Annotated in this window: 15 protein-coding genes; 6 read left to right on the top strand and 9 right to left on the bottom strand. The window is 62.9% G+C overall.

Going from position 1 to position 18,519, the window contains the following annotated elements:
- Nucleotides 1-126 precede the first annotated feature (126 nt).
- The 3 genes from dnaK (at nucleotide 127) to pabB (ending at nucleotide 5,336) form a co-directional block, all read left to right on the top strand.
- On the top strand, nucleotides 127-2,091 hold the full coding sequence (gene dnaK, locus ACYQ47_RS34105) for a molecular chaperone DnaK (protein ID WP_250463099.1): 1,965 nt from the start codon (nucleotides 127-129) through the stop codon (nucleotides 2,089-2,091).
- Between the two features lie 271 nt (nucleotides 2,092-2,362).
- Nucleotides 2,363-3,499, top strand: coding sequence for a molecular chaperone DnaJ (gene dnaJ, locus ACYQ47_RS34100; RefSeq protein ID WP_244827046.1), 1,137 nt, complete (start codon nucleotides 2,363-2,365; stop codon nucleotides 3,497-3,499).
- A gap of 37 nt (nucleotides 3,500-3,536) precedes the next feature.
- Nucleotides 3,537-5,336 (top strand): aminodeoxychorismate synthase component I, encoded by a 1,800-nt coding sequence (gene pabB, locus ACYQ47_RS34095; RefSeq protein WP_459909173.1) that lies wholly within the window; start codon nucleotides 3,537-3,539, stop codon nucleotides 5,334-5,336.
- Between the two features lie 39 nt (nucleotides 5,337-5,375).
- Here pabB and dgoD read toward each other — a convergent pair whose 3' ends face one another.
- On the bottom strand, nucleotides 5,376-6,524 hold the full coding sequence (gene dgoD, locus ACYQ47_RS34090; RefSeq protein WP_244827048.1) for a galactonate dehydratase: 1,149 nt from the start codon (nucleotides 6,522-6,524) through the stop codon (nucleotides 5,376-5,378).
- A 508-nt stretch (nucleotides 6,525-7,032) separates the two neighbouring features.
- On the opposite strand from dgoD, the gene ACYQ47_RS34085 reads away from it, so the two are divergent.
- The 3 genes from ACYQ47_RS34085 (at nucleotide 7,033) to ACYQ47_RS34075 (ending at nucleotide 9,246) form a co-directional block, all read left to right on the top strand.
- A complete protein-coding gene (locus ACYQ47_RS34085; protein ID WP_309845125.1) occupies nucleotides 7,033-7,713 on the top strand; it encodes a FadR/GntR family transcriptional regulator in 681 nt (226 codons plus the stop codon).
- Between the two features lie 11 nt (nucleotides 7,714-7,724).
- On the top strand, nucleotides 7,725-7,928 hold the full coding sequence (locus tag ACYQ47_RS34080) for a hypothetical protein (RefSeq protein WP_459909171.1): 204 nt from the start codon (nucleotides 7,725-7,727) through the stop codon (nucleotides 7,926-7,928).
- Nucleotides 7,929-8,232: 304 nt separating this feature from the next.
- Entirely contained in the window at nucleotides 8,233-9,246 is a 1,014-nt protein-coding gene (locus ACYQ47_RS34075) for a DedA family protein/thiosulfate sulfurtransferase GlpE (protein ID WP_244827051.1), read from the top strand.
- Nucleotides 9,247-9,332: 86 nt separating this feature from the next.
- Here the strand turns inward: ACYQ47_RS34075 and ACYQ47_RS34070 are convergent, their stop codons facing one another.
- The 8 genes from ACYQ47_RS34070 to lnt form a co-directional block, all read right to left on the bottom strand.
- Nucleotides 9,333-10,262 carry a DMT family transporter gene (locus ACYQ47_RS34070; RefSeq protein ID WP_250491808.1) on the bottom strand — a complete coding sequence of 310 codons (930 nt, stop codon included), beginning with the start codon at nucleotides 10,260-10,262 and terminating at the stop codon, nucleotides 9,333-9,335.
- Nucleotides 10,263-10,598: 336 nt separating this feature from the next.
- The gene (gloA, locus tag ACYQ47_RS34065; RefSeq protein WP_244827053.1) at nucleotides 10,599-10,985 is read right to left on the bottom strand and encodes a lactoylglutathione lyase; all 387 of its coding nucleotides are present in this window, start codon (nucleotides 10,983-10,985) and stop codon (nucleotides 10,599-10,601) included.
- Nucleotides 10,986-11,109: 124 nt separating this feature from the next.
- Nucleotides 11,110-11,991: a M48 family metallopeptidase gene (locus ACYQ47_RS34060; protein WP_244827054.1), complete on the bottom strand. Its 882-nt coding sequence runs from the start codon at nucleotides 11,989-11,991 to the stop codon at nucleotides 11,110-11,112.
- Nucleotides 11,992-12,082: 91 nt separating this feature from the next.
- Complete coding sequence (locus ACYQ47_RS34055; RefSeq protein WP_244827055.1) at nucleotides 12,083-12,856, bottom strand: lysophospholipid acyltransferase family protein; 774 nt, start codon at nucleotides 12,854-12,856, stop codon at nucleotides 12,083-12,085.
- Nucleotides 12,857-12,881: 25 nt separating this feature from the next.
- Nucleotides 12,882-13,442 carry a D-glycero-beta-D-manno-heptose 1,7-bisphosphate 7-phosphatase gene (gene gmhB / locus ACYQ47_RS34050; protein WP_244827056.1) on the bottom strand — a complete coding sequence of 187 codons (561 nt, stop codon included), beginning with the start codon at nucleotides 13,440-13,442 and terminating at the stop codon, nucleotides 12,882-12,884.
- Nucleotides 13,439-15,538 (bottom strand): glycine--tRNA ligase subunit beta, encoded by a 2,100-nt coding sequence (glyS, locus tag ACYQ47_RS34045; protein ID WP_459909167.1) that lies wholly within the window; start codon nucleotides 15,536-15,538, stop codon nucleotides 13,439-13,441. Before glyS ends, gmhB begins: the two co-directional genes overlap by 4 nt.
- A 17-nt stretch (nucleotides 15,539-15,555) precedes the next feature.
- Nucleotides 15,556-16,572 (bottom strand): glycine--tRNA ligase subunit alpha, encoded by a 1,017-nt coding sequence (gene glyQ, locus ACYQ47_RS34040; protein ID WP_244827058.1) that lies wholly within the window; start codon nucleotides 16,570-16,572, stop codon nucleotides 15,556-15,558.
- 253 nt (nucleotides 16,573-16,825) lie between these two features.
- The gene (lnt, locus tag ACYQ47_RS34035) at nucleotides 16,826-18,490 is read right to left on the bottom strand and encodes an apolipoprotein N-acyltransferase (protein WP_459909165.1); all 1,665 of its coding nucleotides are present in this window, start codon (nucleotides 18,488-18,490) and stop codon (nucleotides 16,826-16,828) included.
- Nucleotides 18,491-18,519 lie beyond the last annotated feature (29 nt).

Genomic DNA, 18,519 nt, shown 5'->3' with positions numbered 1-18,519 from the left:
GAAATCCGCGTTCTTATCTTGCGTACAGGTATGAATATTTGGGCGTTCGGCCCGGTAAATCGGCCGCAAAAGCCGGCGTTTTCCGGCCGCAGCGCTAAAGCGATCAAAGCTAGGAGAGTATAAAAAATGGGCAAAATCATTGGTATCGACCTCGGCACCACGAACTCGTGCGTGGCGCTGATGGAAGGCAATCAGGTCAAGGTCATCGAGAACTCGGAAGGCGCGCGCACCACGCCGTCGATCATCGCGTATGTCGACGACAACGAAATCCTGGTTGGCGCACCTGCCAAGCGTCAGTCGGTTACGAATCCGCGCAACACGCTTTACGCAGTGAAGCGCCTGATCGGCCGCCGCTTCGACGAGAAGGAAGTGCAGAAGGACATCAGCCTGATGCCCTACAAGATCGTCAAGCACGACAACGGCGACGCATGGGTCGAAGCGCATGGTAAGAGCCTCGCGCCGTCGCAGATTTCCGCTGAAGTGCTGCGCAAGATGAAGAAGACCGCTGAGGACTACCTCGGCGAGCCGGTCACGGAAGCCGTCATCACGGTCCCGGCGTACTTCAACGACAGCCAGCGTCAGGCAACGAAGGACGCAGGCCGCATCGCCGGTCTGGAAGTGAAGCGCATCATCAACGAACCGACGGCAGCCGCGCTCGCCTTCGGTCTCGACAAGGCCGAAAAGGGTGACCGCAAGATTGCCGTGTTCGACTTGGGCGGCGGCACGTTCGACATCTCGATCATCGAAATCGCGGACGTGGACGGCGAAATGCAGTTCGAAGTGCTCTCGACCAACGGCGACACGTTCCTGGGCGGTGAAGACTTCGACCAGCGCATCATCGATTACATCATCGGCGAGTTCAAGAAGGAACAAGGCGTCGATCTGTCGAAAGACGTGCTCGCGCTGCAACGCCTGAAGGAAGCGGCTGAAAAGGCGAAGATCGAACTGTCGTCGACGGCTCAGACCGACATCAACCTGCCGTACATCACGGCTGACGCGTCGGGTCCGAAGCACTTGAACCTCAAGTTCACCCGCGCCAAGCTCGAAGCGCTCGTCGAAGAGCTGATCGAGCGCACGATCGAACCGTGCCGCACCGCCATCAAGGATGCGGGTGTGAAGGTCGGCGATATCGACGACGTGATCCTCGTCGGCGGCATGACGCGTATGCCGAAGGTGCAGGAGAAGGTGAAGGAATTCTTCGGCAAGGAACCGCGCCGTGACGTGAACCCGGACGAAGCCGTGGCCGTTGGCGCCGCGATTCAAGGTCAGGTTCTGTCCGGCGACCGCAAGGACGTGCTTCTGCTCGACGTGACGCCTTTGTCGCTCGGCATCGAGACGCTCGGCGGCGTGATGACGAAGATGATCAACAAGAACACGACCATCCCGACGAAGCACGCGCAAGTGTATTCGACGGCGGACGACAACCAGGGCGCCGTGACCATCAAGGTGTTCCAGGGTGAGCGCGAGATGGCCGCAGGCAACAAGCTGCTTGGCGAGTTCAACCTCGAAGGCATTCCGCCTTCGCCGCGTGGCGTGCCGCAGATCGAAGTGACTTTCGACATCGACGCGAACGGCATTCTGCACGTCGGCGCGAAGGACAAGGCAACGGGCAAGGAAAACAAGATCACCATCAAGGCGAACTCGGGTCTGACGGACGCGGAAATCGACAAGATGGTGAAGGACGCCGAAGCCAACGCCGAGGAAGATCACAAGCTGCGTGAACTGGCCGATGCCCGCAACCAGGGCGACGCGCTGGTCCACAGCACGAAGAAGGCGGTTGCCGAGTACGGCGACAAGGTCGAAGCCGGCGAGAAGGAAAAGATCGAAGCTGCGTTGAAGGAACTCGAAGACGCGCTGAAGGACAACGCGAGCGACAAGGCGACCATCGAAGCGAAGGTCGAAGCACTGGCGGCGGCATCGCAGAAGCTCGGCGAAAAGATGTACGCCGACATGCAGGCGCAGCAAGGCGCGGCGGGCGCGGCGGCAGGTGCGGCCGGTGCGGCGGGCGCGGGTGCATCGGCGGAAGCGGGTGCGAGCCAGCAGCACGATGACGTGGTCGACGCCGACTTCAAGGAAGTGAAGAAGGACTAAGCCGAAGGGCGCGTGAGTGGCGACATTCATGCGCCCTTGGTCGTTTCGCGGCGCGTATGCGTCATGCGAAGACCGGCATCGGGACGCGTCTAGCGTCTGACGTGGAACGCGCCTGGCGAGCCTGACGGCTCTCCGGGCACGTTGTTTTTAGAGGCGTCTTGCTTCGAGCCGAGTTTTGGGGCGAGGCGTCAGAGGTTTCAAGCGCGGGTCGAATGGCCCGGAGCATCTCAGAGGAACCGTCGGGTTAGAAGCGCGGCGGAATCGAACCGACATGGCGAAACGGGATTACTACGACATTCTGGGCGTCGCGAAAAACGCGAGCGACGAAGAGATCAAGAAGGCGTATCGCAAGCTCGCGATGAAGTATCACCCTGACCGCAACCCGGACAACAAGAAGGCCGAGGAGAATTTCAAGGAGGCGAAGGAAGCCTACGAAATGCTCTCCGACCAGCAAAAGCGCGCGGCCTACGATCAATACGGCCACGCTGGCGTCGATCCGAACATGGGCGGCGCGGGCGCGCAGGGCTTCGGCGGTTTTGCCGATGCCTTCGGCGACATCTTCGGCGACATCTTCGGGCAAGCCGCAGGCGGCGCGGCGCGTGGAGGCCGCGCGGGTCCGCAGGTGTATCGCGGTGCGGATCTGCGCTACAGCATGGAGATCACGCTGGAGCAGGCGGCGCACGGCTACGACACGCAGATTCGCGTGCCGAGCTGGGCCAACTGCAATGTTTGTCACGGCTCGGGCGCGAAGCCCGGCACGAAGCCCGAGACTTGCCCGACTTGTCATGGTCAGGGCCAGGTGCGCATGTCGCAGGGTTTTTTCAGCATCCAGCAGACGTGCCCGAAGTGTCACGGCAGCGGCACCTATGTTCCGGACCCGTGCACGAACTGCCACGGCGCGGGCAAGGTGAAGGAAACGAAGACGCTGGAAGTGAAGATTCCGGCGGGCATCGACGACGGCATGCGTATCCGCTCCGCCGGCAACGGCGAGCCGGGTCTCAATGGCGGTCCGAGCGGCGACTTGTATGTGGAGATCCACATCAAGCAGCACTCGGTGTTCGAGCGTGACGGCGACGACCTGCATTGCCAGATGCCCATTCCGTTCACCACGGCGGCGCTGGGCGGCGAGATCGAAGTGCCGACGCTGGCGGGCCGCGCGAGCTTCACGGTGCCGGAAGGCACGCAGTCGGGCAAGACGTTCCGGTTGCGCGGCAAGGGGATCAAGGGTTTGCGTTCGAGCATCGCGGGCGACTTGTATGTGCATGTACAGGTCGAAACGCCCGTGAAACTCACCGATCAGCAGCGCGATCTGCTCAAGCAGTTCGAGAAGTCGCTGACGGAAGGCGGCGCGCGCCACAGCCCGCAAAGCAAGAGCTGGTTCGACCGCGTGAAAAGCTTCTTCGATTGATGTGTAAGACGTGGCACGACCGGCAGCGAGTGTTGCCATGAAGACTGAAGAGCGCGGCGCGGTGTTCGCGCTGCTCGACGACTGCGAAGCGACCGCCGAAAGGCGGTCGAGTCGTTTGTACACGGGATTCGTGCGCGCCCATGTCTGCGAAGACGGGCGCACGCTCGACGCCGTATGCGCGGCCATCGATGCCGATTTGCAGAGCGGCCTGCATGCGCTCGTCGTCGCGGATTACGAGTTCGGGCGCAATCTCCAGTTCGGCGGTATCGGGCGCGGCGAGGATCGTGCGTTGCGAGTGCTCATGTTCCGCGAGTTCGCGCCCATGTCTCGCGACGAAGCCAGCGCGTGGCTTGCATCGCGAGATGGCGGTTGTGAGACGCCCTCGGTGGCGGGCGTGGCGGGCATCGAGCCGAGCATCACGCGCGACGAATTCGATACCGCCATCGCCGCCGTTCATCACGCGCTGCGCGAAGGCGAGTCGTATCAGATCAACTTCACGTTCCGGTTGAATTTCGATGTATTCGGCACGCCGCTCGCGTTGTATCGGCGTTTGCGCGAGCGTCAGCCGGTGCGCTTTGGCGCGTTCATCTCCATGCCGGACGGCCGCGTGGTCGTCTCGTGTTCGCCGGAGTTGTTCGTCGAGAAGCAAGGAGCGCTTTTGCGCGCGCGGCCGATGAAAGGCACCGCGCCACGCGACTCCGATCCCGCCGCGCTCCACGACGACCCGAAGAATCGCGCGGAGAACGTGATGATCGTCGACCTGTTGCGCAACGACATGTCGCGCGTGGCGGCGACGGGCTCGGTGCATGTGCCGGCGTTGTTCTCGGTCGAGGCTTATGCGTCGGTGTGGCAGATGACGTCGACCATCGAGGCGCGCGTGAAACCGGGCGCTTCGTTCGCCGATATCGTCCGCGCGCTGTTTCCCTGCGGCTCGATCACGGGCGCGCCGAAATACCGCACGATGCAGCTCATCGACGAGATCGAGAGCACGCCGCGCGGTCTTTATACCGGCGCGATCGGCTGGCTTGATACGCGCGGCGACTTTTGTCTCTCGGTCGCGATCCGCACGCTCGTCGTGGATGCCGACGGCACGCGCGGCGTTATCGGTATCGGCGCGGGAATCGTGCTCGATAGCGATGCCGCGAGCGAGTACGAAGAGTGTCTGTTGAAGGCGCGCTTTCTGACGGGCGCGGACCCTGGCTTCGACTTGTTCGAGACGACGCACGCCACGCGCGATGACGGCGTGCGCCACGCCGCGCGTCATCTTTCTCGTTTGAAGGCGAGCGCCGCGTGGCTTCGTTTTCCGTTCGATGAGCGCAAGCTGGACGCGCAACTCGCGCAACATCGTGCGGGCTTCGAGGCGGGTACGCCGTATCGGTTGCGCATCGCGCTCGACAAGAGCGGACGCTTTGCATTGACGAGCGCGCGGCTTGCGCCGTTGGCGTCGGATAGCGTGGATGTGTTGCTCGCTTCGGATCGCGGGTTTGCGCCGCGATACTCCGGCGACGCGCTGTTGCGTCACAAGACGACGCATCGTGCCGACTACGATCGCGCGTGGAAAGCGGCGGAAGCGGAGGGCGCGTTCGACATGCTCTTTTGCAACGAACGCGGCGAGATTACGGAAGGCGGGCGGTCGAGCGTGTTTGCGCGCATCGACGGAAAGTGGTGGACGCCGCCTATCGAGGCGGGCGTGCTGCCGGGCGTGATGCGCGCGGTGTTGATCGAAGAACTTGAAGCCGCCGAGCGCGTAATGACGACCGAAGACCTCGAGGGCGCCGATGAGTTGCTCATCAGCAATGCGTTGCGCGGCGGGGTGAAGGCGCGTCTGAGACGGTGACGGCTCGCGATCTCGACAAGCCGTCAGCGCGTCAGGAAATCACCACTCGGCTACGCTTCCATCCGCATGCCGCCAGACCGGATTGCGCCACCGGTGACCGATTTTCGCCATTTCGCGCACCTTCTCTTCATTGACCTCGATTCCCAGCCCCGGTCCTTGAGGAATCGCGACCATCCCGTCCGCATAAGCGAACACTTCGGGATTCTTGATGTAGTCGAGCAGGTCATTGCCCTTGTTGTAGTGAATGCCGAGGCTCTGTTCCTGAATGAACGCGTTGTAGCTCACGGCGTCGATCTGTAGACACGTGGCAAGCGCAATCGGCCCGAGCGGACAATGCAGCGCGAGCGCGACGTCGTACGCTTCGGCCATCGAGGCAATCTTGCGGCACTCGGTCAATCCGCCGGCATGCGACGCGTCCGGCTGAATGATGTCCACATAACCGCCCGCCAGGATGTGCTTGAAGTCCCAGCGCGAATAGAGCCTTTCGCCGAGTGCGATGGGCGTGCTCGTCTGACTGACGATATCGCGCAGCGCCTCGACGTTTTCCGACAGCACGGGTTCTTCGATAAACATCAGCTTGAACGGATCGAGTTCACGCGCGAGCACCTTCGCCATCGGCTTGTGCACGCGGCCATGAAAATCGACGCCGATGCCCACGTTCGGTCCCACCGCTTCACGCACGGCGCGCACGTTGTCGATGACGCCTTGCACCTTGTCGAAGGTATCGATCATCTGCAGCTCTTCCGAGCCGTTCATCTTCACGGCCTTGAACCCGCGTTCGACGACCGCGCGCGCGTTGTTCGCGACATCGCTCGGACGGTCGCCGCCGATCCACGAATACACCTTGATCTTGTCGCGCACTTGTCCGCCGAGCAGCGCGTGAACCGGTACGCCATGATGCTTGCCGAGAATGTCCCACAGCGCCTGATCGACGCCTGCAATCGCGCTCATGCCGATAGGCCCACCGCGATAAAAGCCCGAGCGATACATCACTTGCCACAGGTCTTCGATATGTCGCGGGTCTTTGCCGATGAGATAGTCGGCGAGTTCATCGACGGCGGCGGCGACGGTATGCGCGCGTCCTTCGACAACGGGTTCGCCCCAGCCGGTGATGCCCTCGTCGGTTTCGATCTTGAGGAAGCACCAGCGCGGTGGAACGATGAAGGTTTCCAGTTTCGTGATTTTCATGGACGTCTCCTAAACGGGTTCGCTATCTTAGCAAAACGCGGCGTGAAGTAGTATTAATAGTACTATTGGCGGATTGGCGGATTGGCGGATTGGCGGATTGGCGGATTGGCGATTGGCGATTGGCGGCAAGGCGGCAAGACGGCAAGGCGGAATGGCTGAAAGGCCGAAAGGCATTGGCGGAATGGCGGAATGGCGGAATGGCGGAATGGCGGAATGGCGGATTTGCCAATCTGCGGATTCGCAGATTCGCTAGATGTTCGGTGGTGAGTTGGTGTAGTGGGAGTCGTAAGTAGCTTGATGGTTAAGTGACCAAGGTGCGAGCGATGAAACAGCAGAGTGGCGAAGTCGCGGATCGGTGCACGACAGTCGGATGGTGGAGCGGTGGAAATATGGCGACGCTCGCGCATGCCCATCCGCTATCCATGCACAGCCGCTTTGTTCCAAGGAAACCGCTTCAGCACACCCAGCCAATGCCCGATAATCGTGCGCAAACGAGCAGGAGAACGAGATCATTCATCGCGATTTACACGGCCGCGTCGCTCACGAACTCGGCATGGCCATTTTGCGCGGCGATTTCGCGCCGCAGACTTCGTTGCCGCGCGAGGCCGAATTGATGGAGCGCTTCGGCGTGAGCCGCACGGTGCTGCGCGAGGCGCTGCGCACGCTCACATCGAAAGGGCTGATCGAATCGCGGCCCAAGGTCGGCACGCGCGTGCGCGCAAAGGACGCGTGGAATCTGCTCGATGCCGACATGCTCGATTGGTACTCGCGCGTGGCGCCGCCGCTGCAATTCGCGCTCAAGCTGCAGGAAATGCGCGAGATGATCGAGCCATACGCAGCCGCGCTCGCCGCTGACAATCACGAAGCGCAGACGCGCGAGCGGCTCACGAGCGCGCATCAGGCGATGGTCGGAGCGCAGAACGTCGACGAATGGGTACGCGCCGATCTGGATTTTCATTTGTGCGTGCTGGCCGCCTGCAGCAACGAGTTGCTGATTCCGCTTGGCGCGCTGATCGAACGCACGCTGGAAGGCCAGCTTCGGCTGAACGCGAAGCGCGCGGAGGTGTACAACGCGTCGCTTGCCGAACACACGGCGGTGTTCGATGCGATCATCGCGCGCAATGCTGGCGCCGCTCGCCGCGCAATGGCGGATCTGCTCGGCGTGACGCGGTCGCGGATCGAGAGTTGAGGCGGGCGTCGGTGGATCATCTTGTGCGATGCCGCACGACGCGCGACGCACGACGCACGACGCGCGACGCACGACGCACGACGCACGACGCACGACGCACGACGCACGACGCACGACGCACGACGCACGACGCACGACGCACGGCGCACGGCGCACGACGCACGGCGCACGCCGCACGACGCACGACGCACGCCGGCCAGTCGGCTTTAGTGTGACGCAATCGCAGATAGCAGACAGTAGATTGAGGCGTACATCGGAGGCATGAACCATCTGTCCTGCGACCTCGGCATGTGTCGTCGCCGAACCGGCTGGCGTTCATCGGCAAGAAGGCAATGCGCGCCTTCTTCCTCGCACATCACACCGCAGTGACAGCGCCACGCACGCACGACCCAAACGCCCCGCTGACACCGCTACATTCAGGCAAACCATTCACGATCGCGATACAGTGGAGCCCTTGCGCACCGCACCGAAAGCACGCCCGCATCGAAGAACCGTGCGCTAGCTCGTGAAGGAGTTTGAATGCCGCACGTCCCGACTTCGCTTGCGTCGTCGTGGGGCGCGTGGGCCGTGTTCGTCAGCGTCCTCGCGACGCAACTTGGCGTGCCGGTCCCCGCCGCGCCGATGCTGATTCTCGCCGGCTCGCTCGTCGCGTCCGGCGAGTCGTCCTTTTGGCCGATGCTCGGCGCGGCCGTGCTCGCGGTGCTCATCGCCGATTCGCTCTGGTTCGCGGCAGGCCGTCTCTACGGCCGACGCTTCCTCAACTCGCTGGTGCGCTTCTCCCTCTCGATCGACTCCACGCTGCGCACCGCGCGTCGCTGGTTCGAACGCTTCGGCGTGCCGCTGCTCGCGTTGTCCAAGTTCGTTCCCGGACTCGGGCTCGTGTCGGCGCCGCTGCTAGGCACCACGCAGATCGACGTGCGCGTGTTCGTGTTGTGGGACTTGATCGGCGCGACCGCCTGGGCCAGTTTCTGGATTTTGGGCGGCGCGGCGCTGCAGGAGCAGATCGCGCGCCTCGTCGTGCTGGTTCGCGCGAACGGCGCGACCGTGATCGATATTCTCGTGCTCGCGGGCGTCGGTTTCATTCTGTATCGATGGGTGCGGCGCGTGCAGTTTCACCAGTGGCTGGAGAAGTATCACATCACGCCCGACCAGCTCGACGCCATGATGCAAAGCGATACGCCGCCCGTCATCTACGATGCACGGCCAATCGACATACGTCGCAAGGAGCCGTATCGCATTCCGGGCGCGGTCGCGCTGGATCTCGATTCCCCCGGCCGCGTCGATCAGTTGCTGTCGGAGCACGAAGTCGTCGTGTATTGCGTCTGCCCGAACGAAGCGACGGCCAAGTCTATCTCGCGTCGGCTGCGCGCCAAGGGTTTCACCAACGTGCGTCCGCTCAAGGGCGGCCTGGACGCGTGGGAGAAGCACGGCTATCCGATCGAATCCATTCCGCCGGAAAAGCCGCACGTCGATACGCACGAAGACAGCGACATGGACGACATGGTCACGATCCGCGCGACGGCGCCCGAGTAATCGAAACTCGGGCGGTCCTGCCGCGCCGGCTTACTCGGGTGATAGCCGCAAGCACCCATGCTCCAGGTCGGCGCTGGAATAAAAATTCAAGCGTTCCCGCCGCGCCGGTTGACGAGCGCGATGCCCGCAAGCACCATCGCCGCGGCGACCATGAAGCGCGCGGTGAAGTGCTCGCCGAGCAGCAATACGCCGAAGGTCACACCGAAAATCGGTGTCAGAAACGAAAACACGGAGAGCCGCGACGCCATATAGCGCGTGAGCAGCCAGAACCAGGTCAGATAGCTCACGAACGCCACCACCACGGCCTGATAAACGAGACTTGCGATAGCGAGTGGCGGCAGCGCGTCGACATGAGTTTGTCCGGTGACGGCCGCGAGCGCGAGCAGCATGACCGCCGATACCGCGAGCTGATAGAAGAGCGTCTTGCTCGCACTCGTTCGCGAGAGTGACGAGGCGCGCACGACGACCGTCGTCGCGGCCCAGAAAAGGCCCGCCATGACGCCGAGCGCATCGCCTGCGATGCCGCGCAAGGTCGATGCGCTTTGCGGCGCGCCGTGCAGAAAACCATCCGCGAAGGCAAGCGCCATGCCGCAAAACGCGAGCATGATGCCGCACCACTGCGTGCGCGCGAGCCGCTCGCCGGCGACGAACCAATGCAGGCCAAGTGCGGTGAAACAGGGCGCGGTATAGAGAAAGACGGCCATGCGCGAGGCTGTCGTGAGACTCAGGCCGAAGAAAATGCAGACGAATTCACCGCCGAACAATATGCCGGCAAGGATTCCGGCGGGCAGGGTATCGTCGCGCTGAAAGAGCGGCACGCCGCGCGTGCGCGTCCAGATCAACACCAGAAAAGTGGCGATGAGCGAGCGTACGCCCGCTTGCAGCATCGGCGGAATGAAGCTGTTTGCTTCCTTGATGGCGACTTGCTGAAAGCCCCACACGCCGCACAGCGCAATCATCACGGCGACGGCCGTGAGGTCGGGCGCGCGGCGCAGGGCGAAAGAGGATGTGCTCATGTTCACGCATCGACGTCGCACTGTTTTGGAGCGTCGATTGTGCCAGCGAAGTGGTGACGCTGCGCGTGAAAAACCAGAAGTAGCACGACGGTGATGCGAAAGCGTGACCGGCCTTACGTTCGAGCGCGATGATTACGGCCGGCTTAGCCGTGGTCGGTCATGCGCCCACAGCCTGACGTTCGAACACGCCGAGTTCGGCTTGACGACAAGCGCCGTCGTGCGCAAGCGCACGTCGTTTGGAAGCGGTAAGCACGGTCTGCTTGAGCAAACGGCATCACTTCGCCGCTTCCGATTGCCGCAATCGCGCTGAATCGAACGTCCAACGTCGGACGTCAATCAAGAATGTTTTTCGATCAACTCGACCTTGTACCCGTCCGGGTCTTCGACGAACGCGATCACCGTCGTGCCGCCCTTCACCGGACCGGCTTCGCGCGTGACCTTGCCGCCGGCTTCGCGGATACGGTTGCACGCGTCGGCGGCGCTGTCCACTTCCAGCGCGATATGACCATATGCCGTGCCCATCTCGTACTTCTCAACGCCCCAGTTGTAGGTCAGCTCGAGCACGCTGGTCTCGCTCTCATCGCCGTAACCGACGAAGGCGAGCGTGTACTTGTACTCGGTGTTCTCGCTTTGACGCAGCACTTTCATGCCAAGAATGCGCGTATAGAAATCGATGGAACGTTGCAGATCGCCGACGCGCAGCATCGTGTGAAGGAGTCGCATGGTGGGGTTCCTGTTGTTTGATTGCGAAAAGACGACACGCCCGGTTCGTTTTTATCGATTGGTCGGGCGGCGCGGTTCTCGTCTCGAATTGTACCGGGCACCCGCGGCGCGCGCTGACGGGCGCTCAAAGCGCGGGCAGCAAATCCGGCGGATGATGCTTGAGCGTATGCCGGGCTTCGCGGAACTCGGGAAAGATGGATTCGACGGTCTGCCAGAAACGCGGACTGTGGTTCATCTCGCGCAGATGCGCAAGCTCGTGCGCGACCACATAGTCGATGATCGACATCGGAAAATGAATGAGCCGCCAGTTCAGGCGAATCTTGCCATCGCTCGAACAACTGCCCCAGCGCGTCGCCGCCGACGAAAGCGCATACGCCCGGTATTCCACGCCGAGCTTTCGTGCATAGACCGCGAGCTGCTCGCCGAAGATGCGCTTCGCTTCGCTTTGCAGCCAGCCTTGCACGCGGTCCTTGATCTGCTGCGCATCCGCGAGTGCGGGAAGCGGCACACGCAGCACGCCGGTCTCGTCATCGAACGAAAGCGATCCCGCGCCCGCATTCAGCGCCACGCGTATGGTCTTGCCGAGATACGGAAACTGCGCGCCGTCTTTCCAGTCGATGCGCGGCAACGCGCGCTCTTCCACACGCGTCTGCCATTCGGTCAGCTTCTTGAAGATCCAGCTTTGCTTGCCGCCGATCGCGCTTTCGATATCGGCGATCGTCACCCAGCGCGGCGCGGTGATGGTGAGTCCGGTGCCATCGATGCAAAAGCCGATGGTGCGCCGCGCCGACCGCTTCAGCCGATAGTCGAGCGCGCGCGCACCCAGGACGATGCGGCGCTGACGCACGCCTTCCGGCAGTGGTGCGCTTGAAGGAGGAACTTCGCCGCGCAGAGGCGCGGGCGCCGTGGATGGCGCACAGAACTCGGGCGCATGCTCGAACGGTAGATCGAGTTGCAGGGTATCGAGCGCGACGGCGGGACGCTGTCGCGAAGGTTGCTTCTGCATCGGCTCGGCTTTGCGCTCCCGGCGCAGGAATGACGAGAAGAACGAGAAAGGCACGCCGCGGCTCGATCGGATGCGAATGCGAACGACCGCGTCAGCGGCCAGCGCCCGCCGCGCCAGGTTCACCCGGTCGCACGTCGGGCGTCGCATAAGCGAGCGGATCGATGCGGCGCATCTCCATTTCGATCCAGCTCTCGACTCGCGTGTTCACTTCCTCGGGCGTGAGTCCGGCAGTGTCGATCGGCTGGCCAATCGACACCGTGACTATACCCGGATATTTGATGAACGAATTACGCGGCCAGAGCCGCCCCGCGTTATGCGCGATAGGCACGACCGGCGCGCCCGTCGCCACCGCGAAGCGCGCGCCGCCCGTCTTGTACTTGCCCTGTGTGCCGGTGCGTGTGCGCGTGCCTTCCGGAAACATGATGACCCACGCGCCTTCGTCCATGCGCGCACGGCCTTGCCGCGCGACGGAAACGAACGCATCGCGGCCTTGCTTGCGGTCGATATGCACCATCTTCAGGAGTCCGAGCGCCCAGCCGAAGAACGGCACATAGAGCAGCTCGCGCTTGAACACATAGCAGAGCGGACGCGGCATGAGCGCCGGAAACGCGAGCGTCTCCCAGGCCGATTGATGCTTCGACAACAGCACCGCCGGACCATGCGGCAGATTCTCCATGCCGACGATCTCGTAGCGAATGCCGACCAGATAGCGCAACACGACGATGGTCGACTTGCACCAGCCGGCCGCCATCCAGTAACGCTTGTCGGCCCGCATGAATGGGAACGCGATGAAGCACGCGGTCGCGTACGGCACGGTGTACGCGACGAAGTAGAGCATCAACAGCAACGAACGGATGAAGCGCATGGAAGGTCAGTGATGCGGCGGCCGGTCAGTCACGATGCCGCGCGAGATAGTCGAGCGCAAAGGCGCGCAAATCCTTGTGAACGCTTAAGCCTTCGGGCAGATTGCCTTCCGCGAGCGTAATCGGTCCCTTGCCGGTCAGAACGAGATGCACGGGAAAGCCGAGCGCCGCGCCGGCTTGCAGGTCGCGCAGCGAGTCGCCGACGACCGGCGTGTCTTCCGGGTCGATCTCGAAGCGCTCGATGATCTGCTGCAACATGCCAGGCTTCGGCTTTCTGCAATCGCACTGGTCTTCGGCCGTATGCGGACAAAAGAAGATGGCGTCGATACGCCCGCCGACTGCCGCCGCCGCGCGATTCATCTTCTGATGCATGGCGTTGAGCGCGGCCATGTCGAACAGGCCGCGCCCGATCCCCGACTGATTCGATGCGATCGCCACGCGAAAACCGGCCTGATTCAGCCGCGCGATGGCTTCGAGACTGCCGGGAATGGCGACCCATTCGTCCGGCGACTTGATGAAGGCATCGGAATCGACGTTGATGACGCCGTCGCGATCGAGAATGACCAGTTTGCGATTCATCATCGTCATGCGGCCAGTTTGGAGATGTCCGCGACGCAGTTCATCTGCTGATGCAATGCGTTGAGGAGCGCGAGGCGGTTGTTACGCAACGCCGCGTCTTCCGCGTTCACCATCACGTCGTTGAAGAATGTGTCGACGGGAGCGCGAAGGGCGGCGAGCGCGGTCAGCGCTTCGGTGTAGTTGCGTGCGGCGAGCTGGCTCTGCACGCGCGGCGTGACACTTTCGATCTGCGCGTAAAGGTCTTTCTCCGCAGCCTCGACGAGCAGTTCCGGATTGACCGCCGTCGGCACGCCTTGCTCGGACTTCCTGAGAATGTTCGAGATGCGCTTGTTGGCGGCCGCGAGCGATGCCGCCTCCGGCAACGAGGCGAATTCGCGCACGGCATCCAGGCGCGCGACGATGTCGTCGAGACGCGTAGGATTCAGGCTCAGCACGGCGTCGATCTCGCTCGCGTTGAAGCCGCGTTCGCGCAGAAGACCACGCAGACGATCGAGGAAGAACGCGTAGATTGCTTCGGTCGAATCCGCGACTTGCGGCATGCCGGCGAATTGGCGTTGGGCCGCGTTGACGAGCTCGCGCAGGTCGATCGGCATCTTCTTTTCGAGCAGGATGCGCAGCACGCCGAGCGCATGACGGCGCAGCGCGAACGGATCTTTCTCGCCCGTCGGCGCAAGGCCGATGCCCCAGATGCCGACGATGGTTTCCAGCTTGTCCGCGAGCGCCACGGCGCAACCGACGCCGGTGGACGGCGTGTCGTCGCCCGAGAAACGCGGCTGATAGTGCTCCGAGCATGCGAGCGCCACTTCCTCCGGTTCGCCGTCGTGGCGTGCGTAGTACGTGCCCATCGTGCCTTGCAATTCGGGAAATTCGCCGACCATGTCGGTGAGCAAGTCCGCCTTCGCAAGACGCGCGGCGCGGCGCGTGAGGGCGGCATCGACACCGACGAGCGGCGCGATCTCGCCCGCGAGTGCCTCGAGACGCTCCACGCGCTGCAAGGCCGAGCCGAGCTTGTTGTGGTAGACGACGTTCGCAAGTTGCGGCACGCGGTCTTCGAGGCGCTTCTTCTTGTCCTGCGTGAAGAAGAACTTGGCATCGGCGAGACGCGGACGCACCACGCGCTCGTTGCCTTCGATGATCTCGCCGGGCGTCTTCGTATCGATATTGGAGACGATCAGAAAGCGCGAGCGCAGCTTGCCGTCCTGGTCCGTGAGCGCGAAATATTTCTGGTTGGTCTGCATCGTGAGGATGAGACATTCCTGCGGCACTTGCAGGAACTCGTCGTCGAAACGGCACTGATACACGACCGGCCATTCGACCAGCGCGTTCACTTCGTCGAGCAGCGCTTCGGGCATCACGACGCGATCTTCACCCGCGAACGCCTGCAACTGCGTGCGAATGGATTCGCGGCGGTCGTCGAAATTGGCGACGACATGGCCCTTGGTACGCAGCGTTTCGGCGTAGTCGTCCGCGCGAGCGATTGCAACGAAGCCTTCCGACATGAAGCGATGACCGATGGTCGTGTCGCCCGCATCGACGCCGAGCGCGCTGACCGGCACGATATCGCGGCCATGCAACGCGACCAGACGCTGCACCGGACGCACGAACTGCACGCTCGCGCCGTCCGGACGCTGATACGTCATGACCTTTGGAATCGGCAACTTGGCCAAGGTTTCGTCGAGCGCGGCTTGCAAGCCTTCGGTGAGCCTTGCGCCCGGCGCCGCGTAGCGCAGGAAGAACGCTTCGGCCTTGCCGTCCTGCGCGCGTTCGAGTTCGCCAACGGGGAAGTCGGGGAAGCCGAGCGCCGCGAGCTTCTTGGCGAGCGGCGGCGTGGGATTGCCGCTCGCGTCGAGCGCGACGGTCACGGGCAGCACCTTCTCGCGCACCTGCTTTTCCGGGGCGACGTTGCGCACGTTTTCGATCAGCACGGCGAGCCGGCGCGGCGTGGCGTATTTTTCGAACGAAGCCGCGCCTTCGATCAGATCGCGCGCGGCCAAACGCTCGACGATGCCTTCGGCGAAAGCGGTGCCGAGACGCGCGAGCGCCTTCGGTGGCAGTTCTTCGGTCAACAGCTCGACGAGCAGAGAAGCGGAAGTGGATTGCGTCATTGTTCTGTCGTCTCTCGTCAAGCTTGTTCGGTGTTGCCGGGATTGCTTTCGACTTTCAACGCGGGCGCCCAGGCGGGACGCGCCGCTTCCTCGCTGTCGGTGATGAGCCCGGCTGCGGCGTGCACCGGATTGCCGAGCATCGGGAAGCCGAGCGCTTCGCGCGAATCGTAATACGCCTGCGCGACGAGTCGTGACAACGCGCGGATGCGGCCGATATACGCCGCGCGCTCCGTCACGGAAATGGCGCCGCGCGCATCGAGCAGATTGAATGTGTGGCCGGCCTTGAGCACGAGTTCGTAGGCGGGCAGCGCGAGCTTCGCTTCGATCATCTTTTTCGCTTCGGCTTCGTAGCTATTGAAGAAGGTGAAAAGCAGATCGACGTTCGCGTGTTCGAAGTTATACGTGGACTGTTCGACTTCGTTCTGGTGATAGACATCGCCATACGTAAGGCGCCGCAGTTCGCGGCCATTCGGGCCGTCTTCCTGCCATTCGGTCCAGATGAGGTCATAGACGTTATCGACCTTTTGCAGATACATCGCGAGACGTTCCAGACCGTAGGTGATTTCGCCGAGCACCGGCTTGCAGTCGAGACCGCCTGCTTGCTGGAAGTACGTGAACTGCGTGACTTCCATGCCGTTCAGCCAGACTTCCCAGCCGAGACCCCAAGCGCCGAGCGTGGGATTTTCCCAGTCGTCTTCGACGAAGCGCACGTCGTTCTGCTTCAGATCGAAGCCGAGCGCTTCGAGCGAGCCGAGGTAGAGATCGAGGATATTTTCCGGCGCGGGCTTGAGCACCACTTGATACTGATAGTAGTGCTGCAGGCGGTTCGGGTTCTCGCCATAGCGGCCGTCCTTGGGGCGGCGCGACGGCTGCACGTAGGCGGCACGCCACGGTTCCGGGCCGATGGCGCGCAAAAACGTATGAACGTGCGAGGTGCCGGCGCCGACTTCCATGTCGATCGGCTGAAGAAGCGCGCAGCCCTTGTCGTTCCAGTAGGACTGCAGCGTCAGGATGATTTGCTGAAAGGTGAGCATGATTGCCTTTGATGCGGACCGGACGCGGCCGTGGACGCAGACGTCATGGTGCTCGTGACGGCACGGACCCGAAGCTCGGCGGAATACCGAAACTCTCGATTCTAGCGTATGGCGGGGTGGGGGAGCTTGCGTATGGGTTGCCGAGCGCGGATAGGGTGTTGGACCGATCCCATGCGCGGTGAGCCTTCGCGTGACTCGGCAGCTTGGATCGATGCGGCGCGCGCACCGGCATGAGCGCACGCCGCAGTCGCATTTACGAGCGTTTTCTCCCCGGCGCAAACGCAAATGCCAACGCCAGCAACAACAACGAAACGGCAATCACGGTGACGTTCCCGCTCGTCACATAAGGCGTGCGCCCCGACATTCCCTGCACCGTCGCCTCCAGCACGCCTGTCGTGAACGTCGGCAGACGCGAGACGATATCGCCGTTCGCCGCGATCACCGCGGTCATTCCCGTGTTGGTCGCGCGCAGCATCGGCCGGCCGGTTTCGATCGAACGCATGCGTGCGATCTGCAAGTGCTGGTCGAGCGCGATCGTATTGCCGAACCACGCGAGATTGGTCGAGTTCACCAGCACGCCCGCAGGCGCTTCCTGCTCGCGGATCGTATGCGCGATCTCTTCGCCGAAGATGTCCTCGTAACAGATATCGACGGCTACGGGCTGGTTATGCACGAAAAACGCCTTCTGCGCGATCGACCCGCGCGCGAGATCGCCGAGCGGAATGCCCATCAGTTGCACGAACCAATGAAACCCGAGCGGCACGAACTCGCCGAACGGCACGAGATGATGCTTGTCGTAGCGATAGACATCGAGCGTCCCCGGCGTGATGCCAAAGAGACTGTTTGTGAAGTCGGTCACGCGGCCATCGGGCAGAACCGTTACGCCAATTGCACCGAACAGGATCGATGACTTCGTATTGTCGGCGAAGCTGCGAATCTTGGCGGCGAAATCATGCGGCACCTGAACAGCCAGCACCGGCAGCGCGGTTTCGGGTGTCACGATGAGATCGGCGGGTTTCTCCGTGATGAGCCGCTCATAAAGCGCGAGCGATGCATCCACGCCCGCCTGTTCGAACTTCATCTCCTGTTTGACATTGCCTTGCAGGAGCCGCACGGTGAGCGGCGCGTTGGCGGGCGTCGTCCATTGCACGAGCGAGAGCAGCATGCCGGCGACGATCAGCGCGAGCGCAATCGCGCCCGGTACAAAACGCGCAGCGCGCGCTCGGCTGACTTGATAGACCGTTTGAACGATCAGCGCGGCGACGAGCGCCAGCACCCATGCAACGCCATATACACCGACGACCGAACCGAAGCCCGCGAGCGGTCCATCGACTTGCGCATAGCCGCTTGCGAGCCAGGGAAAGCCCGTGAACACGAGCCCGCGCAACCACTCGCCGATAGCCCACGCGCTCGCGAAGGCGAACGCGCCGTGCCAGGTGGGCACGTAGCGCGACGCGGTTTCGATATCTTGCACGGTGGCCGCGTCTTCATCGCCGAAACGGGCGCGCCCTGCGACGAGCGCCCAGAGCGCGCTCGATAATGCCGGATACATCGCGAGATACAGGCAAAAGAGCGCGACGGCGGCCGCCGCGAGCGGCGCGGCCATGCCGCCGTACACATGCATGCTGACATAGAGCCACCACACGCCCGTGACGAAATTGCCGAAACCGAACGCCCAGCCGGTTGCCGCCGCGCTCTTCCAACTGGTCGTGCGTGAGAGCCACGCGAAGAACAGCGTGAAGAGCACGAGCTCGATCCAGCCGCCATGCGGCGTCGGCGCGAACGAAAGCGTGTTGGCCGCGCCGAGCACGACGGCCACGAGGTAATGCCAGAAGGGAAGGGCGCGGGGCGTATTGCCGGTTGCGGATTCAGATGCCGCGCGTCGGCGCGAGAGAAGACGGAACGATGAGTCGGTCATGGAATACGTGGTTGACGGCGGAGCCGTGC

The organism is Caballeronia sp. HLA56, assembly GCF_054655155.1.
Note: the sequence above shows the minus strand (reverse complement) of the source record. Positions and strands in the feature narration are given on the sequence as shown.